This is a genomic window from Tepidibacillus infernus, assembly GCF_048898065.1.
In the GTDB taxonomy this organism is placed as follows: Bacteria; Bacillota; Bacilli; order Tepidibacillales; family Tepidibacillaceae; genus Tepidibacillus_B; species Tepidibacillus_B infernus.
In genome coordinates this window covers 1,109,473-1,132,518 of the sequence record NZ_JBLWFI010000001.1, presented here as the reverse complement: position 1 = coordinate 1,132,518, position 23,046 = coordinate 1,109,473, and the positions used below count along the sequence as shown (strand labels likewise).

The window sequence follows — 23,046 nt, the reverse complement described above, 5'->3', positions numbered from 1 at the left end:
ATTTAGGCATAGTATATCGTATAGCCCAGTGAGAGAATATCGTGATTAGGAGGATAGAAGATGCAAGACTGGATTCAAAAACTGAAAGACCAGCCTATTGGTAAAATTGTTGAAAATGAGCCGCTATCAAAGCATAACACATGGAAAATTGGTGGACCTGCAAGAATTTACATTGAGCCTGACAATCAAAAAGGGTTATTAGATGCCTTAACGATTTTAAACGAAGCTAAGATTCCTTGGAAAGTGATTGGTAAAGGCTCTAATCTCCTATTCTTGGATCACGGGTTTAATGGTGCTATTATTCATATGAATAAGGGGTTTAATCAAATCCTCTTTGATGGATCTTATATTCACGTAGGAGCTAGTGTTTCTCTGATTCGGTTAGCAAATTTAGCAGCAAAACAAGGATTAACAGGACTTGAATTTGCTGGTGGAATTCCTGGAACGGTTGGGGGTGCCATCTATATGAATGCGGGTGCCCACGGTTCTGACATTTCCCATGTTTTTGAAGAGGCAGAGGTCTTATTAGAGAACGGACAAATCGTTACTTGGAAAAATCAAGACTTTGAATTTAGTTACCGTTCATCGATCCTCCAACAGAAAAGAGGCATCATTCTATCTGCTACGTTTAAATTAAAACAAGGGAATCAAAAGAAAATTGCAGAAGATACGGCTCGATTCAAGGATCGAAGAAGAAAAACTCAACCCTATCATTTGCCTTGCGCTGGAAGTGTATTTCGCAATCCAGAAAATGATTATGCAGGTAGATTAATAGAAGAGCTGGGTCTTAAAGGCTATCAAGTGGGTGAAGCCCAAATTTCTATGATGCACGCTAACTTTATCGTGAATATAGGTCAGGCATCGGCAAAGGATGTGCTCACATTAATTGAACATGTTAAAGAACGAGTGTATGAAGTTTACCAAATAAAATTGACTACAGAAATTGAAGTGGTAGGTGAGGGGTAAACGGAGGTGGAACTTTGGAGAAGTTGATCATCGAAGGTGGAAGGCCTCTGTCTGGTAAAATAAAAGTACAGGGTGCTAAAAATGCTGCACTTCCTATCTTGGCAGCCTCTCTATTAGCAGAAGGAACACATGTGATTCAAGATGTTCCACATTTACTAGATATTGATGTGATGATTCAAATTTTGCGTTCTTTGGGGGCACAAGTAGATTTTAACCATCATACGGTGATGATTGATACTCGTTCGATTTTATCAACAAAGGTTCCTGAAGAACTCATGCGTTTGATGAGATCATCGATCTTCCTCATGGGTCCTTTACTAGCTAGATTTAACCAAGTGAGCGTTTCAAAACCTGGGGGTTGTGCGATTGGTGAAAGGAAAATTGATCTTCATTTGAAAGGTTTAGAGGCTCTTGGTGCTAAGATTATCGATCGTGACGGTTTGATTACCTGTACAGCAAAGGAATTAGTAGGAACGGTCATTACTTTAGATTATCCAAGTGTAGGCGCAACTGAAAATATTATGATGGCAGCTGTAAAAGCTAGGGGAGAAACAAAGATCATTTATGCAGCAAAAGAACCAGAAATTGTTGATTTGCAGAATTTCTTAAATCAAATGGGGGCAAAAATTTCTGGGGCAGGAACAGATGTGATTACAATCAAGGGTATTGAAGAACTTGTACCAATTACTTATCAAATCATTCCAGATCGGATTGTAGCCGGAACATTTATAACTGTGGTAGGTATTGCTGGAGGAAGTATCGAACTAAATAATGTCATACCTGAGCATTTAACATCTGTGATCGAATATTTAAAACGTGTTGGTGTTGAAATTGAAACCGACAATGATATAATGGTCGTAAAAAGGATGACCCCTCTAAAAGCTGTTGAAAAGATCTATACCTCACCTTATCCAGGTTTCCCAACAGATATGCAGGCACAAATGATGACACTGTTAACGCTTGCACAGGGTTTTAGCATCATGGAGGAAAGGGTATTCGATTCTAGATTTAAGCATGTAGACGAATTGATTCGAATGGGTGCTGATATCAGGATTGACCAAAGCACAGCATATATCCGCGGCGTTCCCTATTTAACAGGAGCTCATGTTGAAGCAACCGATTTAAGGGCAGGAGCTGCTCTCATTTTAGCTGGCTTAGCTGCTAGAGGTAAAACGATTGTTCATCAGGTTCATCACGTAGATCGTGGTTATGAGCGTATTGAAGAGTCTTTAAATGCAATTGGGGCAAAAATTTTGCGAGAATCTGAAAATTAGCGGCATTTTATATGCCGCTTTTCATAATCAAATGAGAGATAAAGTGAAGACTGAGTTGGATATAAAGGAATGAGAAGAAATGTACCAATCCTATCAAACAATTCCGCAGTTCAAAAAACAGGTAATGATACCAAAGAAAAATAGAAAGTTGTTACGGTATCTTTTTTTATTTTTTCTTCTGATTGCTATGATCACCTATTTTAATTTACCCATTAGTAGAATCACTTCGATCCAAATCACAGGATTGAATCTATTAACCGAAAAAGAGATTTACGAAAAAGGAAAATTACATCAAAACATGCATTATTGGTTTTTAAAAGCTTCTTCCCTTGAAAATAGATTGTTGGAGTTACCAGAAATCAAAAAAGTAGAGGTTGAGAAAAAATATCCTGGGAAATTACGGATTCAAATTCTAGAACAAAAACCGATCGCTTTTCTATATTCAAAGAAACAGTGGGTTCCTGTTTTAGAGAATGGATATCTTGTTCAGAAAAAAATTGATCAAATCGTTATGAATCGGCCTCTTATTTCCGAATGGAAGAATAATGATCAGCTTCCTACTTTAGCAAGAGAACTTGCAAAGGTAGACCCAGCCATATTGGATGAATTATCAGAGATAAAAAATGAACCCAATATGATTGATACCAATCAAGTGTTGATTTATACAAGAGAGGGTTATCGCTTGCATGTCCATCTAGATGAATTAAGTAAAAAAATAAACTTACTTTCTAGTATTCTCGAAAACTTAAAAGCGAAAACGAAGAATCTAGGCGATATTTATTTACTAGATTCGATACGATTTGAAGAATATAAAAATAGTGGTGAACCAAATAATGAAAATTAATAGATGGCAAATTTATATCACAATTGTTTTTTTATTCCTTGGTTTTTTAATCGCTTTTCAGTATGAATCCACAAGTATAAGAAGATTTAATAGTAATTTTTCTTTTTCAACATTGGACAAACAACAGGAATTACAAGAAAAGATTGTCAATCAAAAAAAAGAAAATCAAGAGCTTGAAAAGCAGATTCAAGAAATTGAAGAAGAAATTCGTGGATTTGAACAATCTTTGATTAGCAATGAAGATGAGGCTAATAAAATTCGCGAACAATTAGATAACACCCGGATGATTGCCGGCCTGATCTCTGTAGAGGGGCCAGGTCTTTCGGTGACTCTAAACGATAGCAAACAAGCAAAAGAAGTTGAGGGTGATGTCTCTAGTTATATAGTTCATGAACAAGACTTACGAAAAGTTGTGAATGAATTATTTGCATCTGGTGCAGAGGCGATAAGTGTAAATGGTGAACGTATGATTGCTTCTAGTTCGATTCGTTGTGTAGGGCCAACCATTCTTGTGAATTCTATTAAAAAAGCACCCCCTTTTGAAATACTAGCCATTGGTGATCCTGATACCTTATTAGCTGGATTAGAAATGCCTGGGGGAGTGTTAGAGACATTACGCTTATGGAATATTCAAATCTCTACAAAAAAGATGGATCATATCGTAATCCCAGGTTTTATTGGAACACTTAATACTGATCGATTAACAATACTTAATCCGTAAAGGAAGAATTTATATGCAAGCTCATAAACGAAAGATCTCATATACAATTACACTCATTAGTGTCATTATTGGATTTATGTTATCTATTCAGTTTAATTCAACACAAAATACGTTTAAGATGGAAGCTAGGGACATTACAGAATTACGTTCGAATTTAAGTAAAGAATTAGAACGGAAAAATAATCTTTTAAATGATTTGTCTAAAAAACGACAATTGCTTAACCAATACAAAAATAACAACCAAAATCAACAAATTTCCCAAATCATCTCGGATGAATTAGGTCATGCGAAGCTCTTAGCAGGAACTATTCCTGTTGAAGGAAAAGGATTAATTGTTCGAATTACAGCTATGGATTCTTCTTTTTCAGAGATTGGTGAAGAGGACGAAAATGAAATTGTAGATGACGATTTAAGAACATTGGTGAATGAAATGTTTGGTAATGGGGCACAAGCGATTTCGATCAATGATCAACGATTGGTATCTGTTTCTGCGATTCGAAATGTAGGAAATCGAATTCAAGTCAATAATCGATTCATTACCTTTCCTTATGAAATTAAAGCAATTGGTGATGCAAAAATGATTCAAGCTGGAATCCAGATTGCCGGGCTGCAGGATTATTTTAAAATTCTTAACAAAGAATTGATTATTGCTGAACAAGAAAAAATTCAAATCCCTGCATATAATGGTGATATTAATCCCAGATATATGAAACCGGTAAAGGTAGGTGAAAAATAATGTGGTTGCCTATTCTTGGACTTATTATCGGATTAGTTTTAGGCTTTAGTTCTGATCTTCGTGTACCAGAAGAATATAGTCATTATTTATCTATTTCTGTTTTAGCCGCTCTTGATACAGTAATTGGGGGAATTCGTGCCAGTTTAGAACATTCTTTTGATACGAAGATTTTTATTTCAGGATTCTTTTTTAACACCTTGTTAGCTGCAGGGATCGTATTTTTAGGTGTTCAATTAGGTGTGGATTTATACTTAGCTGCTATTTTTGCTTTTGGTGTAAGATTATTTAATAATTTAGCAGTCATTCGCAGACTCTTATTGACAAACTTTAGCGAAAGACATAAGAAAGTATCATAAGACAAAAAAATGTTGAAAAAAATCATAGAAAAAAAAAGGAAAACACTAAAACGTGTGGAATAATTTATAAAAAGCCTTTTATCTTTAAATGAACTAACGAGATTACTAGATATTTTTTGAGGGGGGTGCCAAAGATTTGAGCAACGATAGTATAGTTAGTCTAGACATCGGTACGTCCAAGGTTCGAGTCATCATTGGCGAAGTGAATAATGGGTCATTAAATATTATTGGAGTGGGTTCTGCAGATTCTGAAGGCGTTAAAAAGGGAGCAATTGTTGATATTGATCAAACCGTACAGTCGATTCGTAAGGCAGTTGACCATGCTGAACGAATGGTAGGAATTACGATAGATGAGGTTTATGTTGGGATTTCTGGTAACCATATAGATTTACAAACAAGTCATGGAGTCGTCGCTGTATCTAGTGAAGACAAGGAAATCAGTGAATTAGATATAGATCGAGTGATTCAAGCAGCTAAATTGATTAATTTACCTCCTGAAAGAGAAATCATCGATGTCGTTCCTAAAGAATATATTGTTGATGGTTTGTCAGGTATCAAAGACCCAAGAGGGATGTATGGTGTAAGACTTGAAGTCGAAGCAACAATTGTTACCGGTTCGAAAACGATCATACATAATTTGATGCGTACGATTGAAAGAGCTGAACTTCGAATTGCAGGATTTATTTTAATGCCATTAGCAGCTAGTCATATAGCCCTTTCTAAAGATGAAATGAATCTTGGTGTGGCATTAGTAGACATAGGGAAAGGAACGACAACCCTTTCTATTTTTGAACAAGGAAGTATTGTAAAAACCACGGAACTTCCGATTGGAGGGGAATATATTACAAATGATATCTCCATAGGGCTAAGAACCCAAACAGATATCGCGGAACAAGTGAAATTAAAATATGGAATTGCAAGTATTGAGGAATCTAATAACGAGATAGTATTTAAAGTTGCTCGGATTGGCAGTAACGTGGAAAAGGAATTTAACCAAGAAGATTTAGCTCATATTATTGAACCAAGACTTAGAGAAATGTTTGAAATTATCCAAGAAGAAGTTCATCGTTTAGAATACACAAAGGAACTAGCAGGTGGGTTTGTCCTTACTGGTGGAGTGATGGGGATGAATGGAATTCTGAGTTTGGCCCAAGAAGTTTTGAAGCCATCTGTTCGTATTGCAATTCCAGATTACATTGGTGTAAAAGACCCATCTTACACTGGTGGAGTGGGTTTAATTAAATACGCAACAAAAATGATTAAAGCAAATCATGGACACGTGGTTAAAACAGCATCATCTAAGCCAAAGCGAAAATCTAGAAGTGTAAGTCCATTTGAACGGATCAAAAACTGGTTTAGCGAATTTATTTAGAACATCTAGAAAAGCGATCACGATAAGTGAGGGGGATAATGAATGTTAGAATTTGATCTGGATATGGAGCAATTAGCCCAAATTAAAGTAATAGGTGTTGGCGGCGGAGGCAGTAATGCTGTTAACCGCATGATTGAAGCTGGCGTTCAAGGCGTTGAATTTATCGCAGTGAACACAGATGCACAAGCCCTTCACCGTTCTTTAGCTGTAACTAAATCGCAAATTGGAGAAAAGTTAACACGAGGATTAGGGGCAGGAGCAAATCCGGAAATAGGGAAAAAAGCTGCAGAAGAAAGTAGAGAAACGATTGAAAATAGTCTAAAAGGCGCTGATATGGTGTTTGTTACTGCTGGTATGGGTGGTGGTACAGGAACTGGTGCAGCACCTGTTATTGCAGAAATTGCCAAAGAATTAGGTGCTTTAACAGTCGGAGTAGTTACTAAACCCTTTTCTTTCGAAGGAAGAAAAAGGTCTCTACAAGCAGAACAAGGAATTGCTGCATTAAAGGAAAAAGTGGATACACTGATTGTGATTCCAAATGATCGCTTATTAGAGATCGTCGACAAAAACACACCGATGTTAGAAGCATTTCGTCAAGCAGATAACGTACTTCGTCAAGGAGTACAAGGAATATCTGATTTGATTGCAGTACCTGGATTAATTAACTTGGACTTTGCCGATGTAAAAACCATTATGACGGAAAAAGGCTCTGCATTGATGGGCATTGGTATTGCAACTGGTGAAAATAGAGCAGCAGAAGCAGCTAAAAAAGCAATCTGCAGTCCATTATTGGAAACGTCAATTAATGGTGCAAAAGGTGTTCTTATGAATATTACAGGTGGAGCAAATCTAAGTTTATACGAAGTAAACGAGGCAGCTGATATTGTTGCATCTTCTTCAGATCCGGAAGTGAATATGATTTTTGGTGCAGTAATCAATGAGAACTTAAAAGAAGAAATCATTGTTACAGTCATTGCAACTGGCTTTGATGATGATCCTAATCGAATACAAGCTACAACTAAAACAACTACAAAGGATCAAGGTCAAAATTCTTCAGGAAAAATCAATATTAAGCCATTTGCTAATAGCCACGACAACTTAGACATCCCAACCTTTTTAAGAAACCGTAATAAATAATTTCATAAATTATTTCATTTAAAGAATAAAAAAAGATCTAACACATTCTAAAATGTCCTTTACAAAGGGTACACTTTATTCGTGTTAGGTCTTTTTTTTTATATGCAAAAGAAAGCATCACTTTCTATTCTGCTAAAAAAATGTTTTTTCGACAAAAAAATCGATAGCTTGTCGGCAAGTTTAGACAGACTTTGAATATAGATATATTATATACTATTCTCACTTCTTCCTTTATGAATGAAAAGGAGAAAGAGAAGATGGTCTTTTACTTGGATCTAATCCTTTTACTTAATTTTATGATCGATACGCTAATTTTATTAACGACTGCCAAGTTTCTTCACTTAAAAATCAAGAAGATCCGCATCACGCTAGGAGCAATGATCGGAGCAGCGTATACGATGGTATTTTTTATTCCTTATTTAAGTACTGCACATCTTTTACTAACAAAAATTCTAATCTCAATTTTAATGGTATGGGTCTCATTTGGTTTTTTACATTTGATCCAAATGGTTAGAACGTTAGCCACCTTTTATTTTGTGTCTTTTCTCATGGGCGGTGGGGTATTTGCTTTACAATACCTCTTTCAAATTGATCATGAAGTCATAAAAGGTGTGTATGTGACTCATTCATCAAATCCATTTTTTTTGCTCCTTTTTATCGTGATTGCTGTTTTAGGGGTATGGTTTTTCTCTAATCGTACATTCCTGTCCCTTGAACGGAAAGGAAATGTCGAACAACATTTTGTAGATGTTGAGATAGAGGTTCTCGAACATCGTCATCAATGTAAAGGATTGGTGGATACCGGGAATCGGCTTTATGATCCAATTACTCGAAAACCAGTGATGATTTTAGAAGCTAAATCCGTGTCATTTTTACCTACTATTTTCCAGACAGCTTATCAACATGGACAATTTCATTTGGAATCGCTTGAAGAAATAACGAAGAATATCGATCCAGCATGGCAGACTAGAATTCATCTAGTCCCCTTTCGCAGCGTATCAAAAGAGATGCAGTTTTTATTATGTATTCGTCCTGATAAGGTGGTGATTTCTTCAAAGAACCAAACACATTGGACACATACCAAAGTTTTAATCGGTCTTGATTATGGTCATCTTTCCAATGACCACAGCTACTCAGCTATTATACATCCTGAATTATTAGCAGGATAATCCTAATTCATTGTTCAAGGGGGTCTCATATGTTAGCAAAGTGGAAGATCCAGTTGATTTTATTGTGGTATCGTCTATTATTTCTACTTGGATTGAAAACAGAGGAGATTTATTATATTGGAGGAAGTGAAACTCTTCCACCTCCTTTGACAAGAGAAGAGGAAGAACTTCTATTAGAGAAGCTGCCTACAGGAGATAATGCAGTAAAGTCGATGTTAATCGAACGAAATCTTCGTCTTGTTGTCTACATTGCAAGAAAATTTGATAACACAGGAGTAAATATAGAAGATTTAGTCTCTATTGGGTCGATCGGGCTAATTAAGGCGGTAAACACATTTGATATTGATAAAAAAATCAAATTAGCCACCTATGCTTCCAGATGTATTGAAAATGAAATTTTGATGTTCTTAAGACGTAACAATAAAGTGAAAACTGAAGTATCTTTTGATGAACCATTAAATATTGATTGGGATGGTAATGAACTATTGCTTTCAGATATTTTAGGAACAGAAAATGATACCATTTTTCGTAACATTGAAGATGAAATTGATAAAAAATTATTAAAGAAAGCATTAGAAAAATTAAATGATCGAGAAAAAGTGATTATGGAACTCCGATTTGGCCTTAATGATGGGATTGAAAAAACTCAAAAGGACGTTGCTGATATCCTTGGTATTTCTCAATCTTATATATCAAGATTAGAAAAAAGAATTATCAAACGATTGCGAAAAGAATTTAATAAAATGATTTAAAGCATAAATTTTTCCCTCTAAGGAGATACTTTACAGTAACGTAACTCCGATAGGAGGGAGAATCTTGTCTAGAAGTAAAGTTGAAATCTGCGGAGTAGATACATCCAAATTACCTGTTTTGAAAAATGAGGAAATGAGAAAACTTTTTCAAGCCATGCAACAGGGTGAACATTCGGCTAGGGAAACATTGGTGAATGGAAACCTACGCCTTGTCTTAAGTGTCATTCAACGTTTTAATAATCGCGGCGAATTTGTAGATGATTTATTTCAGGTTGGGTGTATCGGGTTAATGAAAGCTATTGATAACTTTGATCTCAGCCAAAACGTGAAATTCTCCACCTATGCCGTCCCAATGATTATAGGAGAAATTAGACGTTATTTAAGGGATAATAATCCAATTCGAGTATCACGTTCCCTTCGCGATATTGCTTACAAGGCACTTCAAGTAAGGGATGCTTTAACTACCCAAAAGTCTTCTGAGCCAACAATTTATGAAATATCTGAAGTATTAAATGTGCCAAAAGAAGACGTGGTCTTTGCTTTAGATGCAATTCAAGATCCGGTATCCTTATTTGAACCGATTTATCATGATGGAGGAGATCCGATCTATGTAATGGATCAAATTAGTGATGATAAAAATAAGGATATCCATTGGGTAGAAGAAATTGCGTTAAAACAAGCGCTAAATCGTCTTAATGATCGAGAAAAAATGATTTTATCGATGAGGTTTTACGATGGAAAAACCCAAATGGAAGTAGCTGAAGAAATCGGCATTTCTCAGGCCCAAGTGTCAAGGTTAGAAAAGGCCGCTATTCAGCAAATGCATAAGTATATCAAAACATAAATCATTTTGCTTAGTGAGGTCAATCTGATAAGGTTGACCTTTATTAAAAAATAAGAAACTTTCTTCCACTTGTCATTTAGAGGTTTGTATATTCCATAAGCAGATGAATATACAAACCTTTTCTTAATGGTACATTTTTGGCAATCTTCACATATATATATTAGGAAAGAAGAAAAAGATTGGGTGAGCTGAAAATGATTAAAATTTCAGAGTTCCAAACGAAAGATGTCATTAATATATTTGATGGTAAGAAATTAGGATCGGTACAAGACTTAGATATAGACTTAAGAAATGGACGAGTTGAAGCATTGATCGTCCCCAGTCAAGGAAAATTATTCGGACTTTTTGCAAATGGGGCTGAGTATATTATTCCTTGGAAAAATATTGTAAAAATTGGATTAGATGTAATTTTAGTGAAATTAGATGATCGATCCTATCGTTCAACTGAATTGGATGAGTATGACCCTTTTAGAAAAACAAATTAAAATATCATTATGCATTTCTTTTAAAATATTCATGGATCCCATAAAAGTAATATGAATAGGCTTCGAAGGAAGTCTTCACTTTTGTGGGTTATTTTATTTGGTGAATCGACCCATATTCTATGATAATATAGGAGAAAAGGAGTGTTGATATGGAAGCGTTTGTACAAGTAGACAAACCGATACCTTATCTTGTGATCAAAAAGTGGGAACAAGAGAATCCTAATCTAAGTGTAGGTTTTTCTACTAGACAGGGTGGTCAAAGTAAAGGCAACTACCAATCTATGAATTTGGCACTCCATGTAGGGGATGACCCAACAGATGTCGTAGCAAATCGCCAGATACTAGCCAGAGCATTAGGGTTTTCCTTTGATGCTTGGACTTCAGCTGAACAGGTTCATGGGAACAATATCAAAGTGGTTACCCTTGCTGAGAGGGGAAAAGGACGGAGAATTCGCGAAGATGCGATTCAAGATACAGATGGCCTAGTAACAAATATTCCAGATATCGTATTAACGGTTTATTTTGCAGATTGTGTTCCAATCTATTTTTATGACCCTATCAAACAGATTATAGGATTGGCTCATGCAGGATGGAAAGGAACGGTTCTAAAAATTGCAGAAAAAATGATTCAAACGTTTGTAGATTCTTTTCAGTCAAACGTCAATGATATTCAAGTTGCGATCGGTCCAGCGATTGGTCAGTGCTGCTATGAAGTCAATGATCAAGTCATCAATCCAATGCAATCTTCGCTTCAATTTATTCCACCAGAAATGGTGATCGACAAGAAAAATGGGCATTTTGATTTAGATTTAAAAAAAATAAATAAAGAAATACTATTAGAAGCAGGAATTTTGCCGGAAAATATCGAAATTTCATCATGGTGTACTAATTGCAATGTTGATTTATTTTTTTCACATCGAAAAGAACAGGGAAAAACAGGGCGTATGGCTGCTTGGATTGGACTTAGGAAGGATGAGTAAGTTGTGCAATTAAAAGAAAATGTACTGAATGTAAAAGAAAGGATACGGTTTGCTTGTGAACGAAGTGGTAGAGACCCAAAGGAGATCCAATTGATTGCAGTTACAAAATATCTAGATATCGATCAAACCAAACAAGTATTAGACTTTGGTTTAGACCATATTGCAGAAAATAAAGTTCAACAGGTACTAAAAAAATATGAAGTACTTAAAGATCAAGGTACATGGCATTTTATCGGGCATTTACAAACTAACAAAGTAAAACAATTACTTGGAAAATTTGATTACCTTCATTCCCTTGATCGTTTTTCCTTGGCTCAAGAAATCAATAAGCGGGCAAAATTACAAAATCTAAAAGTACAAGCCTTTATTCAAGTGAATATTTCTGGAGAAACGACTAAATCTGGTTTAGCACCAGAAGAATTGCTTGAATTTGTAGAAAAAGTTCGTTTATTAGATTCTATTCGCATTGTTGGTTTAATGACAATGGCTCCCTTTGTTGAAGAAAAAGAGGTAATAAGGCCTATTTTTCGTCGATTAAGGGAATTAAGAGATGAGATTAATGATAATGGCATTCTAGGATACACAATTCATGAATTATCAATGGGTATGTCCAACGATTTTGAGGTTGCCATCGAAGAAGGGGCAACATTTATTCGTCTAGGTACAGTTCTTTTTAAAGGAGAAGTATAAACATTTGAATGGAGGAATGAAAAAATGATGGGGAAAATCATGGGTTTTTTGGGCCTTCAGGATGAAGAGGTTGTAGAAGAGATAGAAGGTCAAGAATCTGAAGATGAGGTTTTTTTAAGTCGAAGAAACAAAAATAATAATGTCGTAAGCTTACATACTCAGAAAAATGTAAAAATGGTTTTAGCTGAACCTAGATCCTATGAGGAAGCACAGGAGATTGCTGATCATTTACGGTCTCATCGCCCGATTATTGTTAATTTACAACGACTTTCACCAGATCAAGCGAGAAGAGTAGTAGATTTTTTAAGTGGTTGTGTCTATGCTTTGAATGGTGACATCAAAAAAATTGGTACAAGTATCTTTTTATGCACTCCAGAAAATATTGATATTGAAGGAGCGATTACTGAAATTCTTCAGGAGGATGAATAACAAATGTACTCTATTATTTCAATCGTAGATACAATCTTTCAAATCTATTTTTGGCTTATTTTTGCCTATATTTTGATGTCATGGGTTCCGCAAATGAGAGAAACGCCTGTAGGAGAACTATTAGGTAAACTTGTCGAACCTTATTTACGACCCTTTAGAAAAATTATCCCACCTATTGGGATGATTGATATTTCACCAATCGTTGCCTTTTTCGCACTTGATTTTATCCGAGAAGGGCTAAAAACTGTTTTAAGATTTTTATTCTTATAAAGCATTTGTAAAGTAATCATCTTTGGGGGAACTTACATGTCACATGATCATATTATGCATCATTATCGTAAAGAAGAGCAGCCTTTTGTAGAACGGGTGATTGAATGGGTAGAGCGAGCAGAGAAGACTCATACTTCTATCCGGACTGATTTTGTTGACCCTAGGCAAAAGCAAATCATTCAAAACATCGTCAATTCTTCTATGGATCTGACGATGTTTTTTGATGGGGGATATGCTGAAGCTGAAAGAGGTAGAGTACTGATTGCACCCTATTATTTTTCCTATGATCCTAAGGTAATGGGGCTAACCTTTTTTAAAGTGATTGGGGAGAATAAATTTACAACATTAACTCATAGAGATTACATGGGTGCGCTTTTGAATATTGGAATAAAACGTGAAAAATTTGGAGATATCCTTGTTTCAGATACGGATAAACAATACATTGTTGCTAGTGAAGTTGCTGATTATATCAGAATGCAGCTTACTCATGTAGGAAGGGTTTCTGTTCGACTTGAGGAAATCGCTAGAGAAAATGTAAAACCCCCAATTCAACAGATTGAGGAAATGTTTTTGACCGTTTCTTCGCTACGAGTTGATGCGATATCGAGTGATGTTTTTCGACTGTCTCGGACAAAAATATCTGAATGGATTAAAGGGAAACATTTAAAAGTAAATTGGCAAATCATTGATCAAACCGATTATAAGCTTCAAGTAGGTGATATCGTTTCTTTAAATGGATTTGGTCGCTTTAAGTTTTTAGAGGACGAAGGAATCACCAAAAAAGGCCGTATCCGTGTAAAAATAGGTCGATGGAGCTAAAAAAAATTGCAGGATTTTTGGATTCTATGTCGAAATAAGTATGACAAAATATGATTTGGAGGTGTTTTTGGTGCCTTTAACACCATTGGACATACATAACAAAGAATTTAGTAAAGCGTTTCGTGGGTATAATGAAGATGAAGTAAATGAATTTTTGGATCAAGTGATTAAAGATTATGAAGCTTTAATTCGCCAAAACAAAGACCTTGAGGAAAAGATAATACAATTAAATGAAAGACTTAGCCATTTTTCTAATATTGAAGAAAGCTTAAGTAAATCGATTATTGTAGCGCAAGAAACAGCTGAAGAAGTGAAAGCAAATGCAAAAAAAGAAGCGCAATTGATTGTCAAAGAAGCTGAAAAAAATGCAGATCGTATCATCAACGAGTCTCTAATGAAATCAAGAACGATTTCCCTAGAAATTGAAGAATTGAAAAAAAGAGCAGCCATTTATCGTACGAGATTCCGTACCCTTTTAGAAGCACAGCTTGAGATGTTAGAATCTCAAAGCTGGGAAGAGCTTGAGAGAACTGAAGAAGAGGATCGGGTTAGCGTATAAACCATTGACTTTGAGTCAATAATTAGGTATACTGCATATCATTAAATAAACAAATGAAACGAATATGAAACGAGGATTGGGATCTGTCAACTAGACCCCAGATTTAAGCGAGCTAGGGTTGGTGTGAGCCTAGTAATTTGGACTATGTTGAATATCACCCATGAGTTACTTTTCTGAATGCATTGTAAAATAAGTAAGAAAAGTCGGTTTAATCCGTTATCTTTTATAAGTGGCTATATAGGCTATTAGGGTGGTACCGCGGGTAACCTTCTCGTCCCTTGATTTTGGATGAGAAGGTTTTTTTTCATATTCGTGAAGCCTTATAAAAGGGATTGGAATTGGCTTTTAAGTGAGCCGTTGCTTTTATGGGCTGAAAAGTTGTAAGAAGGAGTGAGTTGAATGGATTATGGGACGACATTAAATCTGTTAAAAACAGATTTTCCAATGAGAGGAAATCTTCCAAATAAAGAGCCAGAGATTGAGCAATGGTGGGATGAGATCAATATTTATCAAAAAGTGCAGGAATCAAAAAAAGGGAAGCCAACATTTATTCTTCATGATGGTCCTCCTTATGCGAATGGAGATATCCATATTGGCCATGCACTGAACAAGATTTTGAAAGATATCATCGTTCGTTTTAAAACCATGCAGGGCTATAATGCACCTTATGTTCCTGGTTGGGATACTCACGGATTACCAATCGAGCATGCTATTATTAAAAATGAAAAAATTAACCGTCATGAAATTGGACCGATTGAGTTTAGAAACCGTTGTCGAGATTATGCTCTTTCTTATGTTGAAAAGCAAAAGGGACAGTTTAAACGTTTAGGTATAAGAGGAGACTTTGAAAATCCTTATATTACCCTAAAGCCAGAATATGAAGCAAGACAATTAAAAGTATTTGGCGAAATGGCAAAAAAGGGACTCATCTACAAGGGGCTTAAACCTGTTTATTGGTCACCCTCTTCTGAGTCTGCACTAGCCGAGGCGGAAATTGAATATAAAGAAAAACGTTCTGCCTCGATTTATGTAGCTTTTGAAGTCGTTGATGGAAAAGGTAAACTTCCAGAGGGTTCAAATGTTGTCATTTGGACGACAACACCTTGGACCATACCAGCAAACCTTGCTATTTCTATTCATCCGGAATTTGATTATGTCCTATACAAAGTAGAATCTGGAAAATATTTAGTGGCTAAAGAACTATTAGACCATGTGAAAGAAGAAATTGGTTTTGAGCATGTAGAAATTGTTAAGGAATTTAAGGGTGAAGAGTTAGAAGGGGTAGTCACAAAACACCCATTTTATGATCGAATCTCACCTGTTATTCTTGGTGAGCATGTAACATTAGAGGCTGGAACAGGATGCGTTCATACTGCACCTGGTCATGGAGAAGATGACTTTTATGTTGGCCAGAAATATGGTTTAGATGTCTTATCGCCAATCGATGACCAAGGGAAATTTACAAAAGAAGCACCCGGCTTTGAAGGTTTGTTCTATGAAGATGCTAATAAAGAGGTGACAAAAAAGCTAGCTGAAGTTGGTAAACTTCTCAAACTTGGCTTTATTAAACACCAATACCCACACGATTGGCGCTCAAAACAACCAGTGATTTACCGGGCAACTGAACAATGGTTTGCGTCGATTGAACCGATTCGTCAAACGATGTTAGAAGAAATTAAAAATGTGAAATGGGTTCCGCATTGGGGAGAACTACGGTTGCATAATATGGTTGCTGATCGAGGAGATTGGTGTATATCTCGCCAACGGATTTGGGGCGTACCGATTCCAATCTTCTATTGTAAGGATTGTGGAGAAACGATTCTTAACGATCAAACCATTCACCATGTTGCAGATTTAGTAGCAATGGAAGGCTCTAATGTATGGTTTGCCAAAGAGGCGGATGAGTTGGTACCAGAAGGCACTTCTTGTCCATCTTGTGGGGGAACTCATTTTAGAAAAGAAACAGATATTATGGATGTATGGTTTGACTCTGGTTCAAGCCATGAAGGTGTTTTAGAAGCAAGAGAAGAATTACGAAGACCAGCCGATCTTTATTTAGAAGGCTCTGACCAATATCGTGGTTGGTTCAATTCTTCCCTATCTACCAGCGTTGCTGTAACGGGAAAAGCACCCTATAAAGCAGTCTTAAGTCATGGTTTCACCTTGGATGGCGAAGGTAGAAAAATGTCTAAGTCCTTAGGGAATGTGATTGTGCCGCAGAAGATTGTTGATCAATTGGGAGCAGATATTCTCCGTCTTTGGGTTGCTTCTGTTGATTATCAATCAGATGTTCGGATTTCCGATAATATTTTGAAACAGATCTCAGAAGTATACCGAAAAATTAGGAATACTTTAAGATTCTTAGTTGGTAATTTAGAAGGGTTTAATCCGCAAAAAGATCAAGTCGCTTTGAAAGAGATGAACGAACTTGATCAATTTGCCATGATGAGAACCAAACAATTGATTGATAAAGTCATTAAGGGCTATGATGCTTATGAATTTCATAGTGTTTATCAATCGATTCACAATTTCTGTACCGTCGACATGAGTGCATTTTACCTAGACATTATTAAAGACCGTTTATATACCCAACCACTTCATTCACCAACTCGAAAAGCAGCTCAAACCGTATTATATGAAGTTTTATTGGTATTAGTGAAATTGATTGCACCTATTCTCCCTCACACAGCTGATGAGATTTGGAAATTCATCCCTGAAGTGAACGAGATTAGCGTTCAGCTTACTGAATTTCCGGATTGGTCTCATATTGAAGTAGACCAGTCATTGATGGAGAAATGGGAACAATTCTTAGATGTCCGCGATGAGGTTTTAAAAGCTTTAGAAGTGGCTCGTAAGGATAAGTTAATCGGCCATTCACTTGCTGCAGCTGTTACGATCTATCCATCAACAGAGGTCGCAAAATTATTAAATCAATTTAATGAATTAGATAAATTATTTATTGTTTCCCATGTGGACGTGAAAGAAGAACAGGCACCAGAAAATGCGATGCAACTTGAAGGATTAAGTGTTTATGTAACTCAAGCAGAAGGAGAAAAATGTCAGCGATGCTGGGTAGTTAGTCCTGAAGTCGGACATAAGCACCCAGAATTATGCCCAACTTGTGCTGAAATTGTAGAAGAGCACTACCACGATTTAGTAACCGAATAATATTTTGTGATAAAAAGCTTAGGAGATAAATTCCTAAGCTTTTTATTCTTTTATAACCAAAAGATGCTTAGATTTAATATAAAAGGAGTAAACTATCTTTAATGATTTAGGAGGGAATTAGATGGCAGATAAATCCAACTCACATACGATTGAAACCATTGGAAAAAAATTAGATGAATTAGCCATTCAAATGGAACGGGTTCAGATCGCCGATTATATCGCCTTATTAAATAAACCAAGACGACTATTTTTTCTTAATCTCATGACAGGAATTGCCAGGGGTATAGGCATCGCCTTAGGATTTACCATTTTTGCGGCGACGATTATTTATTTTTTACAAAAACTTGGTGCTCTTAATTTACCGATTATTGGTGATTATATCGCTGAAATAGTAAAGATTGTCCAAGCTCAATTAAATGTGGATGCAAGCATAAGGTAAGGAGTGGTTATGGTGAGAAAGGACAAACTAGAACAGTTAAAAAAACAATTGATTGAAGAAAAAAATGAAATTCTAGAGGAAATGAAACATAATAACAGTTATGGATTAGATGAAAATATGAATGATTCAATTGGAGAATTATCAGGATATGATAATCATCCAGCGGATATTGGTACTGAGCTTTTTGAAAGGTCGAAGGATATTGCTTTAGAAGAGAATCATTTCCATTTACTTGAACAAATTAACGAAGCGTTAGAACGAATGGAACAAGGATCCTATGGTTATTGTCTAACTTGTCATAAAGAGATTCCCTTTGAACGTCTACAAGCTGTTCCTTATGCTAAATATTGTATTAAACATCAAACTAATAATTCAGTTTCACTTCAGAGACCGATTGAGGAGGGAGTTCTTACCCCACCATTTGGACATACAAGTTTAGATGAAAAAGAAGATCAAACGGTTGGATTTGATGGAGAAGATACATGGCAAGCGGTAGCGAGATACGGTACTTCTAATCCGCCAGATTATTTTCGTGATGGAACTGATTATGACCATTTATATATAGAGAGTCGGGAACCAGATGGGTATGTCGAACCAGTTGAAGGTTTTATTATTACCGACATGGATGGGAATCCAAGCGATGATCAAATCGATGTGATTCGAAATGAAGCGTATGAGGCATACATTGAAAATGAAGAAGGGAAGAAGGATTCTCTGAAGTGCATAAAGAGGATCAAGAACAAGGATAAGAAAATCAATCCATTCCAATAAAATTTATAATAAAGATGAAATGACCCTAGCTTAGAACTAGGGTTTTATTTTGAGAGTTGAAATGACAATCTGATTCTGAAAAAGCTTTTGATTAAATATAATCTTAAAGAGAATAAAAATTAGATATGTTATTTTTTAAATTTTCAGTTTATTTAGATCTTAAGTGGTATGATATAATTATTTTACAAAATTGCGACATCACCTTAAATGAAACAATCAAGGAGGTGCAGGATGGGATGGAGTATTCTTTACCTACGTTTACTTGGTTCTGGCTTTATGTGCCAATGAGTTTACTTGTTGTATTTTCCATGATTAGTTATTTTCTTGAAAGGAGGGAGGAATAAAGATGCACATGGCGATAGAAACAGTAGTTTCCTTTGTTTTTTATATTTTATTAATGATTGCAATTGGTATTTGGAGTTATCGCAAGACGAATACCATTGATGATTATGTGCTAGGTGGACGATCATTAAATGGCTGGGTTACAGCTTTAAGCGCTCAAGCAAGCGATATGAGTGGATGGCTCTTATTAGGACTGCCTGGTGCCGCATATGCTTCAGGTTTAAGTGCGATGTGGATTGGGATTGGTTTAGCTATAGGGACTTATTTAAACTGGCAATTCGTTGCAAAGCGTTTACGTCGTTATACAGAAGTAGTGAATTCAATTACGATTTCCGATTACTTTGAAAACCGTTTTAAAGACCGTACTCATTTACTTCGTATTATTTCCGCATTTTTAATCTTAACCTTCTTCTTATTTTATACAGCTTCAGGACTTGTAGCTGGAGGTAAATTGTTTGAAGGTACTTTTGGGATGGATTATAAAATTGCACTTTTTGTAGGGGCATTTGTTATTATTTCCTATACATTCTTAGGTGGTTATCTAGCTGTTAGCTGGACAGATTTTGTTCAGGGAAGTCTAATGTTTTTGGCGTTACTATTTGTACCGATTGTGACGATTACACAGATTGGTGGGATTGGAGAGCTCTGGAATCATTTAGGCGCATTAAATCCGGATCTGTTAGATTCAACTAAGACCGTCAGTTATGATGATGCGAAGGAAATTTTTTGGGTAACAACTAACACGAATTTTGACCTCATTGCCGTTTTATCCTTAATGGCATGGGGACTAGGATATTTTGGGCAACCTCATATTTTAGTCCGCTTTATGGGGATCCGTTCCGCAAAAGAGATCAAAAAATCACGTTTGATTGCTGTTACATGGGTAGTACTTGCTTTATGGGGAGCCTTATTTGTTGGGTTTATTGGAATCGCCTATCACCAAGCAGGTATAACAGGTTTTGAAAATGGGTTGGCTGACCAAGAGCAAGTGTTTATCCAAATGGTACAAATTCTATTTAACCCATGGGTTGCAGGGATCTTACTTGCTGCGATTTTAGCAGCCATTATGAGTACGATTGATTCTCAATTATTAGTTTCATCTAGTGCCTTGGCAGAAGATTTTTATAAAGCACTATTTAGAAAAAATGCGAGTCAAAAAGAATTGATCTGGGTTAGCCGTGGAGCGGTTATCTTAATTTCAATCATTGCGATTTACCTTGCGATGAGTGGTGGAAAAGTATTAGATTTGGTGGCTTATGCTTGGGCTGGATTTGGAGCAGCCTTTGGGCCAGCCATTATCTTCTCATTATTCTGGAACCGAACCACAAGAAATGGCGTTCTCTTTGGTATGATCGTTGGTGGTTTAACGGTTATTGTTTGGAAAAACTATACTAGTTTTGGACTCAATTCCTTATTTCCTAACTTTAATTTTGCAAGATGGTATGAGATTATCCCTGGCTTCATTCTTTCAGCCCTTACCATTTTCATTGTGAGCTTAATTGATAATAAACCGAGCCAAGAGATTTTGAATGAATTTGAGCAATCACAAAAAGCTTTAGTAAATGAGTAATGGGTCATTCCCATTGCTCTTTTTATTTGGATGAACGTATGCTACAATGGGCAAGAGAAGAAGCACAAGGAGGAGACAGTTTGATTTATTACTTCATTTCATTACTCATAATCTTTCTTGACCAATTAAGTAAGTGGGCGATTGTGCAGTATATGGATTTATATGAAAGCATCCCTATTGTTAAGGGTTGGTTTCATATTACCTCTAGTCGAAATAGAGGCGCCGCCTTTGGAATTTTACAAAATAAGCAATGGTTTTTTATCATCTTAACATTGATTGTCATTCTTTTTCTTATTTATTACATTTACAAGATCCATAAAGCACAAAAACTGTTTGCCTTATCTCTATCTTTTATTTTAGGTGGGGCGATCGGTAACCTGATTGACCGTATAACAACTGGGGAAGTAGTAGATTTTATAGATGTAAGGATTATTAACTATCCCATTTTTAATCTTGCTGATTCAGCGATTGTGGTTGGAGTCATTTTAATGATCTGGGAAATGTTTTTTTCTAAAGAAGCAAAAAAAGATCAAGTATAGGAGAATTGCAGTGGAAGCTTTTGAAAAATATGATTGGATCATTGAAGAAGAGGAGGCAACAGAAAGAATTGATAAATTTCTTTCTGAACAGTTCGAAGAATGGTCTAGATCACAAATACAACAATGGATCAAAGAAGGAAATGTAACAGTCAATGGTAGAATGGTGAAAGCAAATTACAAAATACAAGAAGACGATGAGGTTGTGCTTCAGGTTCCACCACAAAAAGAATTGAACATTGAGCCTGAATCGATTCCTCTTGACATCGTATATGAAGACCAAGATGTAATTGTGATAAATAAGCCAAGAGGAATGGTGGTTCACCCAGCATCAGGGCACTATTCTGGTACCTTGGTTAATGCTTTACTTTATCACTGTAAAGATTTATCTGGAATAAACGGTGTTTTAAGACCAGGAATTGTTCATCGCATTGATAAAGATACATCTGGATTATTGATGGCTGCAAAAAATGATTTGGCTCATGAATCTCTTGCTAGACAACTCAAGGATCATGATGTGCATCGAATATATCTGGCCTTAGTTCATGGAGAAATCCCTCATGATCTTGGAACGATCGATGCACCTATTGGCCGTGATCCTCATGATCGTAAAAAAATGACGGTGATCCATAAAAATAGTAAGCATGCTGTTACCCATTTTGTAGTGAAAGAGCGTTTCCAAGGGTTTACATTGGTGGAATGTAAATTAGAAACAGGCAGGACTCATCAAATTCGAGTCCACATGCAATACATCGGCCATCCCCTTGTAGGAGATCCTTTATATGGTCTGAAAAAGACGTTAAAAATCGATGGACAGGCGCTGCATGCCAAAACTTTAGGATTTAAGCATCCAAGAACTAACGAATATATGGAATTTGACTCTGAATTGCCAGAAGATATGCAAGGGCTCATTGAAGAGTTACGAGCAAACAGATAAAGGAACGAATAAAGTGAAGAAAATGGTTGACATTGGATTCACTTTCATCCATAATGAAATAGAAAATTTAAATGTCCTTTAAATGTAGTCCAGAGAGGCTAACAAGGTGAACGGGTATTGAATAGGTTAAATTCTATTCAAGCAATATCGATTCGCTTTTGCCTCTAGGTAAAAGCTTTTTTATTCTTTCATTTCTTAAGGAGGTGAACCTAGGTTGGAACAAGGAAGGGTTTTATTAGACGAAACAGCAATCAATCGAGCGTTGACCCGTATTGCCCATGAAATCCTGGAAAAAAACAAAGGAATTGAAGATTTAGTGATCATTGGGATTAAAACTCGTGGAATTTACTTAGCTCAAAGAATCGCAGATAAAATTAAACAATTTGAAGGACATGATATTCCTGTTGGGGAACTAGACATCACCTTATACCGTGATGACTTGACGGAAAAGAGCGATCAACCTCTTGTAAAGGGAAGTCAAATTGCCTTTGAGATCAAGAAGAAAAAAATTGTTCTTATCGATGACGTATTGTACACAGGGAGAACCGTTCGAGCAGCCTTAGATGCCATTATAGATATGGGTAGACCGCAACTGATTCAACTTGCAGTACTAATCGATCGTGGACATAGGGAACTTCCAATCCGACCTGATTATGTAGGGAAAAATGTACCAACCTCTAAGCAAGAAATGATTTCCGTTCAATTAAAAGAGTGTGACCAAAAAGAACAAGTGACCATTCAACCAAAAACCACCCTTTAACTCAGTCCAGAGAGGCTGGCAAGGGTTCAATAGGATAAGAGAAATGAATGAGAATAAATATGGTGTCTCATTTAATCCTTCTCTTTCACTAGCGAACCTCTTAGCTGAAGCCAGGAGGTT

The 23,046-nt window shown here is 36.1% G+C and carries 25 protein-coding genes and 1 other annotated feature; all 25 genes read left to right on the top strand.

Going from position 1 to position 23,046, the window contains the following annotated elements; genetic code table 11:
- The first annotated feature begins 60 nt into the window (after positions 1-60).
- The 25 genes from murB to pyrR all read left to right on the top strand — a co-directional run bounded on the left by murB (position 61) and on the right by pyrR (position 22,926).
- A complete protein-coding gene (murB, locus tag TEPIDINF_RS05785) occupies positions 61-966 on the top strand; it encodes a UDP-N-acetylmuramate dehydrogenase (RefSeq protein WP_421691526.1) in 906 nt (301 codons plus the stop codon).
- A gap of 14 nt (positions 967-980) precedes the next feature.
- Positions 981-2,240 carry a UDP-N-acetylglucosamine 1-carboxyvinyltransferase gene (gene murA / locus TEPIDINF_RS05780; RefSeq protein WP_069798209.1) on the top strand — a complete coding sequence of 420 codons (1,260 nt, stop codon included), beginning with the start codon at positions 981-983 and terminating at the stop codon, positions 2,238-2,240.
- Between the two features lie 79 nt (positions 2,241-2,319).
- Positions 2,320-3,084, top strand: coding sequence for a cell division protein FtsQ/DivIB (locus tag TEPIDINF_RS05775; protein WP_421691525.1), 765 nt, complete (start codon positions 2,320-2,322; stop codon positions 3,082-3,084).
- Positions 3,074-3,805 (top strand): DUF881 domain-containing protein, encoded by a 732-nt coding sequence (locus TEPIDINF_RS05770; RefSeq protein WP_084818734.1) that lies wholly within the window; start codon positions 3,074-3,076, stop codon positions 3,803-3,805. The genes TEPIDINF_RS05775 and TEPIDINF_RS05770 overlap by 11 nt, the downstream gene beginning before the upstream one ends.
- Positions 3,806-3,818: 13 nt before the next feature.
- On the top strand, positions 3,819-4,541 hold the full coding sequence (locus tag TEPIDINF_RS05765) for a DUF881 domain-containing protein (protein ID WP_069798213.1): 723 nt from the start codon (positions 3,819-3,821) through the stop codon (positions 4,539-4,541).
- Positions 4,541-4,897, top strand: a complete 357-nt coding sequence (locus TEPIDINF_RS05760) for a small basic family protein (RefSeq protein ID WP_068724681.1) — start codon at positions 4,541-4,543, stop codon at positions 4,895-4,897. Before TEPIDINF_RS05765 ends, TEPIDINF_RS05760 begins: the two co-directional genes overlap by 1 nt.
- 136 nt (positions 4,898-5,033) lie before the next feature.
- A complete protein-coding gene (gene ftsA, locus TEPIDINF_RS05755; RefSeq protein WP_421691524.1) occupies positions 5,034-6,269 on the top strand; it encodes a cell division protein FtsA in 1,236 nt (411 codons plus the stop codon).
- Positions 6,270-6,311: 42 nt separating this feature from the next.
- Entirely contained in the window at positions 6,312-7,406 is a 1,095-nt protein-coding gene (gene ftsZ, locus TEPIDINF_RS05750) for a cell division protein FtsZ (RefSeq protein ID WP_421691523.1), read from the top strand.
- 257 nt (positions 7,407-7,663) lie between these two features.
- Positions 7,664-8,575 carry a sigma-E processing peptidase SpoIIGA gene (gene spoIIGA / locus TEPIDINF_RS05745; RefSeq protein WP_421691522.1) on the top strand — a complete coding sequence of 304 codons (912 nt, stop codon included), beginning with the start codon at positions 7,664-7,666 and terminating at the stop codon, positions 8,573-8,575.
- Between the two features lie 29 nt (positions 8,576-8,604).
- Positions 8,605-9,327: an RNA polymerase sporulation sigma factor SigE gene (sigE, locus tag TEPIDINF_RS05740; protein WP_068724672.1), complete on the top strand. Its 723-nt coding sequence runs from the start codon at positions 8,605-8,607 to the stop codon at positions 9,325-9,327.
- Positions 9,328-9,391: 64 nt separating this feature from the next.
- Positions 9,392-10,171 carry an RNA polymerase sporulation sigma factor SigG gene (sigG, locus tag TEPIDINF_RS05735; RefSeq protein ID WP_068724669.1) on the top strand — a complete coding sequence of 260 codons (780 nt, stop codon included), beginning with the start codon at positions 9,392-9,394 and terminating at the stop codon, positions 10,169-10,171.
- Positions 10,172-10,365: 194 nt separating this feature from the next.
- The gene (locus TEPIDINF_RS05730; protein WP_082732409.1) at positions 10,366-10,656 is read left to right on the top strand and encodes a YlmC/YmxH family sporulation protein; all 291 of its coding nucleotides are present in this window, start codon (positions 10,366-10,368) and stop codon (positions 10,654-10,656) included.
- A 149-nt stretch (positions 10,657-10,805) separates the two neighbouring features.
- A complete protein-coding gene (pgeF, locus tag TEPIDINF_RS05725; protein WP_069798221.1) occupies positions 10,806-11,636 on the top strand; it encodes a peptidoglycan editing factor PgeF in 831 nt (276 codons plus the stop codon).
- A 3-nt stretch (positions 11,637-11,639) separates the two neighbouring features.
- Entirely contained in the window at positions 11,640-12,326 is a 687-nt protein-coding gene (locus TEPIDINF_RS05720; protein ID WP_068724667.1) for a YggS family pyridoxal phosphate-dependent enzyme, read from the top strand.
- Positions 12,327-12,350: 24 nt separating this feature from the next.
- Complete coding sequence (locus tag TEPIDINF_RS05715) at positions 12,351-12,755, top strand: cell division protein SepF (RefSeq protein ID WP_068724665.1); 405 nt, start codon at positions 12,351-12,353, stop codon at positions 12,753-12,755.
- A 3-nt stretch (positions 12,756-12,758) separates the two neighbouring features.
- Positions 12,759-13,025 carry a YggT family protein gene (locus TEPIDINF_RS05710; protein ID WP_068724662.1) on the top strand — a complete coding sequence of 89 codons (267 nt, stop codon included), beginning with the start codon at positions 12,759-12,761 and terminating at the stop codon, positions 13,023-13,025.
- Between the two features lie 36 nt (positions 13,026-13,061).
- Complete coding sequence (locus tag TEPIDINF_RS05705) at positions 13,062-13,844, top strand: YlmH family RNA-binding protein (protein WP_421691521.1); 783 nt, start codon at positions 13,062-13,064, stop codon at positions 13,842-13,844.
- Between the two features lie 70 nt (positions 13,845-13,914).
- Positions 13,915-14,403 carry a DivIVA domain-containing protein gene (locus TEPIDINF_RS05700; protein WP_068724657.1) on the top strand — a complete coding sequence of 163 codons (489 nt, stop codon included), beginning with the start codon at positions 13,915-13,917 and terminating at the stop codon, positions 14,401-14,403.
- Between the two features lie 63 nt (positions 14,404-14,466).
- Positions 14,467-14,685 (top strand) — a binding site (T-box leader).
- 117 nt (positions 14,686-14,802) lie between these two features.
- Positions 14,803-17,571, top strand: a complete 2,769-nt coding sequence (gene ileS / locus TEPIDINF_RS05695) for an isoleucine--tRNA ligase (RefSeq protein ID WP_421691520.1) — start codon at positions 14,803-14,805, stop codon at positions 17,569-17,571.
- A 121-nt stretch (positions 17,572-17,692) separates the two neighbouring features.
- Entirely contained in the window at positions 17,693-18,010 is a 318-nt protein-coding gene (locus tag TEPIDINF_RS05690; RefSeq protein WP_068724652.1) for a DUF5665 domain-containing protein, read from the top strand.
- A 9-nt stretch (positions 18,011-18,019) separates the two neighbouring features.
- Complete coding sequence (locus TEPIDINF_RS05685) at positions 18,020-18,781, top strand: TraR/DksA C4-type zinc finger protein (protein WP_421691519.1); 762 nt, start codon at positions 18,020-18,022, stop codon at positions 18,779-18,781.
- A gap of 346 nt (positions 18,782-19,127) precedes the next feature.
- Positions 19,128-20,693, top strand: a complete 1,566-nt coding sequence (putP, locus tag TEPIDINF_RS05680) for a sodium/proline symporter PutP (protein WP_421691518.1) — start codon at positions 19,128-19,130, stop codon at positions 20,691-20,693.
- Between the two features lie 80 nt (positions 20,694-20,773).
- Positions 20,774-21,232: a signal peptidase II gene (gene lspA, locus TEPIDINF_RS05675; protein WP_069798267.1), complete on the top strand. Its 459-nt coding sequence runs from the start codon at positions 20,774-20,776 to the stop codon at positions 21,230-21,232.
- A gap of 4 nt (positions 21,233-21,236) precedes the next feature.
- Positions 21,237-22,166, top strand: coding sequence for an RluA family pseudouridine synthase (locus TEPIDINF_RS05670; protein WP_421692145.1), 930 nt, complete (start codon positions 21,237-21,239; stop codon positions 22,164-22,166).
- 214 nt (positions 22,167-22,380) lie between these two features.
- Positions 22,381-22,926, top strand: a complete 546-nt coding sequence (gene pyrR, locus TEPIDINF_RS05665; protein ID WP_421691517.1) for a bifunctional pyr operon transcriptional regulator/uracil phosphoribosyltransferase PyrR — start codon at positions 22,381-22,383, stop codon at positions 22,924-22,926.
- The last annotated feature ends 120 nt before the right edge of the window (positions 22,927-23,046 follow it).

Excerpts from the sequence above, each read along its gene's own strand:
- murB (WP_421691526.1), top strand. The coding sequence starts at position 61 with ATGCAAGACTGGATTCAAAAACTGAAAGACCAGCCTATTGGTAAAATT.
- TEPIDINF_RS05775 (WP_421691525.1), top strand. The coding sequence starts at position 2,320 with ATGTACCAATCCTATCAAACAATTCCGCAGTTCAAAAAACAGGTAATG.
- TEPIDINF_RS05770 (WP_084818734.1), top strand. The coding sequence starts at position 3,074 with ATGAAAATTAATAGATGGCAAATTTATATCACAATTGTTTTTTTATTC.
- TEPIDINF_RS05765 (WP_069798213.1), top strand. The coding sequence starts at position 3,819 with ATGCAAGCTCATAAACGAAAGATCTCATATACAATTACACTCATTAGT.
- TEPIDINF_RS05760 (WP_068724681.1), top strand. The coding sequence starts at position 4,541 with ATGTGGTTGCCTATTCTTGGACTTATTATCGGATTAGTTTTAGGCTTT.
- ftsZ (WP_421691523.1), top strand. The coding sequence starts at position 6,312 with ATGTTAGAATTTGATCTGGATATGGAGCAATTAGCCCAAATTAAAGTA.
- spoIIGA (WP_421691522.1), top strand. The coding sequence starts at position 7,664 with ATGGTCTTTTACTTGGATCTAATCCTTTTACTTAATTTTATGATCGAT.
- sigE (WP_068724672.1), top strand. The coding sequence starts at position 8,605 with ATGTTAGCAAAGTGGAAGATCCAGTTGATTTTATTGTGGTATCGTCTA.
- TEPIDINF_RS05730 (WP_082732409.1), top strand. The coding sequence starts at position 10,366 with ATGATTAAAATTTCAGAGTTCCAAACGAAAGATGTCATTAATATATTT.
- pgeF (WP_069798221.1), top strand. The coding sequence starts at position 10,806 with ATGGAAGCGTTTGTACAAGTAGACAAACCGATACCTTATCTTGTGATC.
- TEPIDINF_RS05715 (WP_068724665.1), top strand. The coding sequence starts at position 12,351 with ATGATGGGGAAAATCATGGGTTTTTTGGGCCTTCAGGATGAAGAGGTT.
- TEPIDINF_RS05710 (WP_068724662.1), top strand. The coding sequence starts at position 12,759 with ATGTACTCTATTATTTCAATCGTAGATACAATCTTTCAAATCTATTTT.
- TEPIDINF_RS05705 (WP_421691521.1), top strand. The coding sequence starts at position 13,062 with ATGTCACATGATCATATTATGCATCATTATCGTAAAGAAGAGCAGCCT.
- ileS (WP_421691520.1), top strand. The coding sequence starts at position 14,803 with ATGGATTATGGGACGACATTAAATCTGTTAAAAACAGATTTTCCAATG.
- TEPIDINF_RS05690 (WP_068724652.1), top strand. The coding sequence starts at position 17,693 with ATGGCAGATAAATCCAACTCACATACGATTGAAACCATTGGAAAAAAA.
- TEPIDINF_RS05685 (WP_421691519.1), top strand. The coding sequence starts at position 18,020 with ATGGTGAGAAAGGACAAACTAGAACAGTTAAAAAAACAATTGATTGAA.
- putP (WP_421691518.1), top strand. The coding sequence starts at position 19,128 with ATGCACATGGCGATAGAAACAGTAGTTTCCTTTGTTTTTTATATTTTA.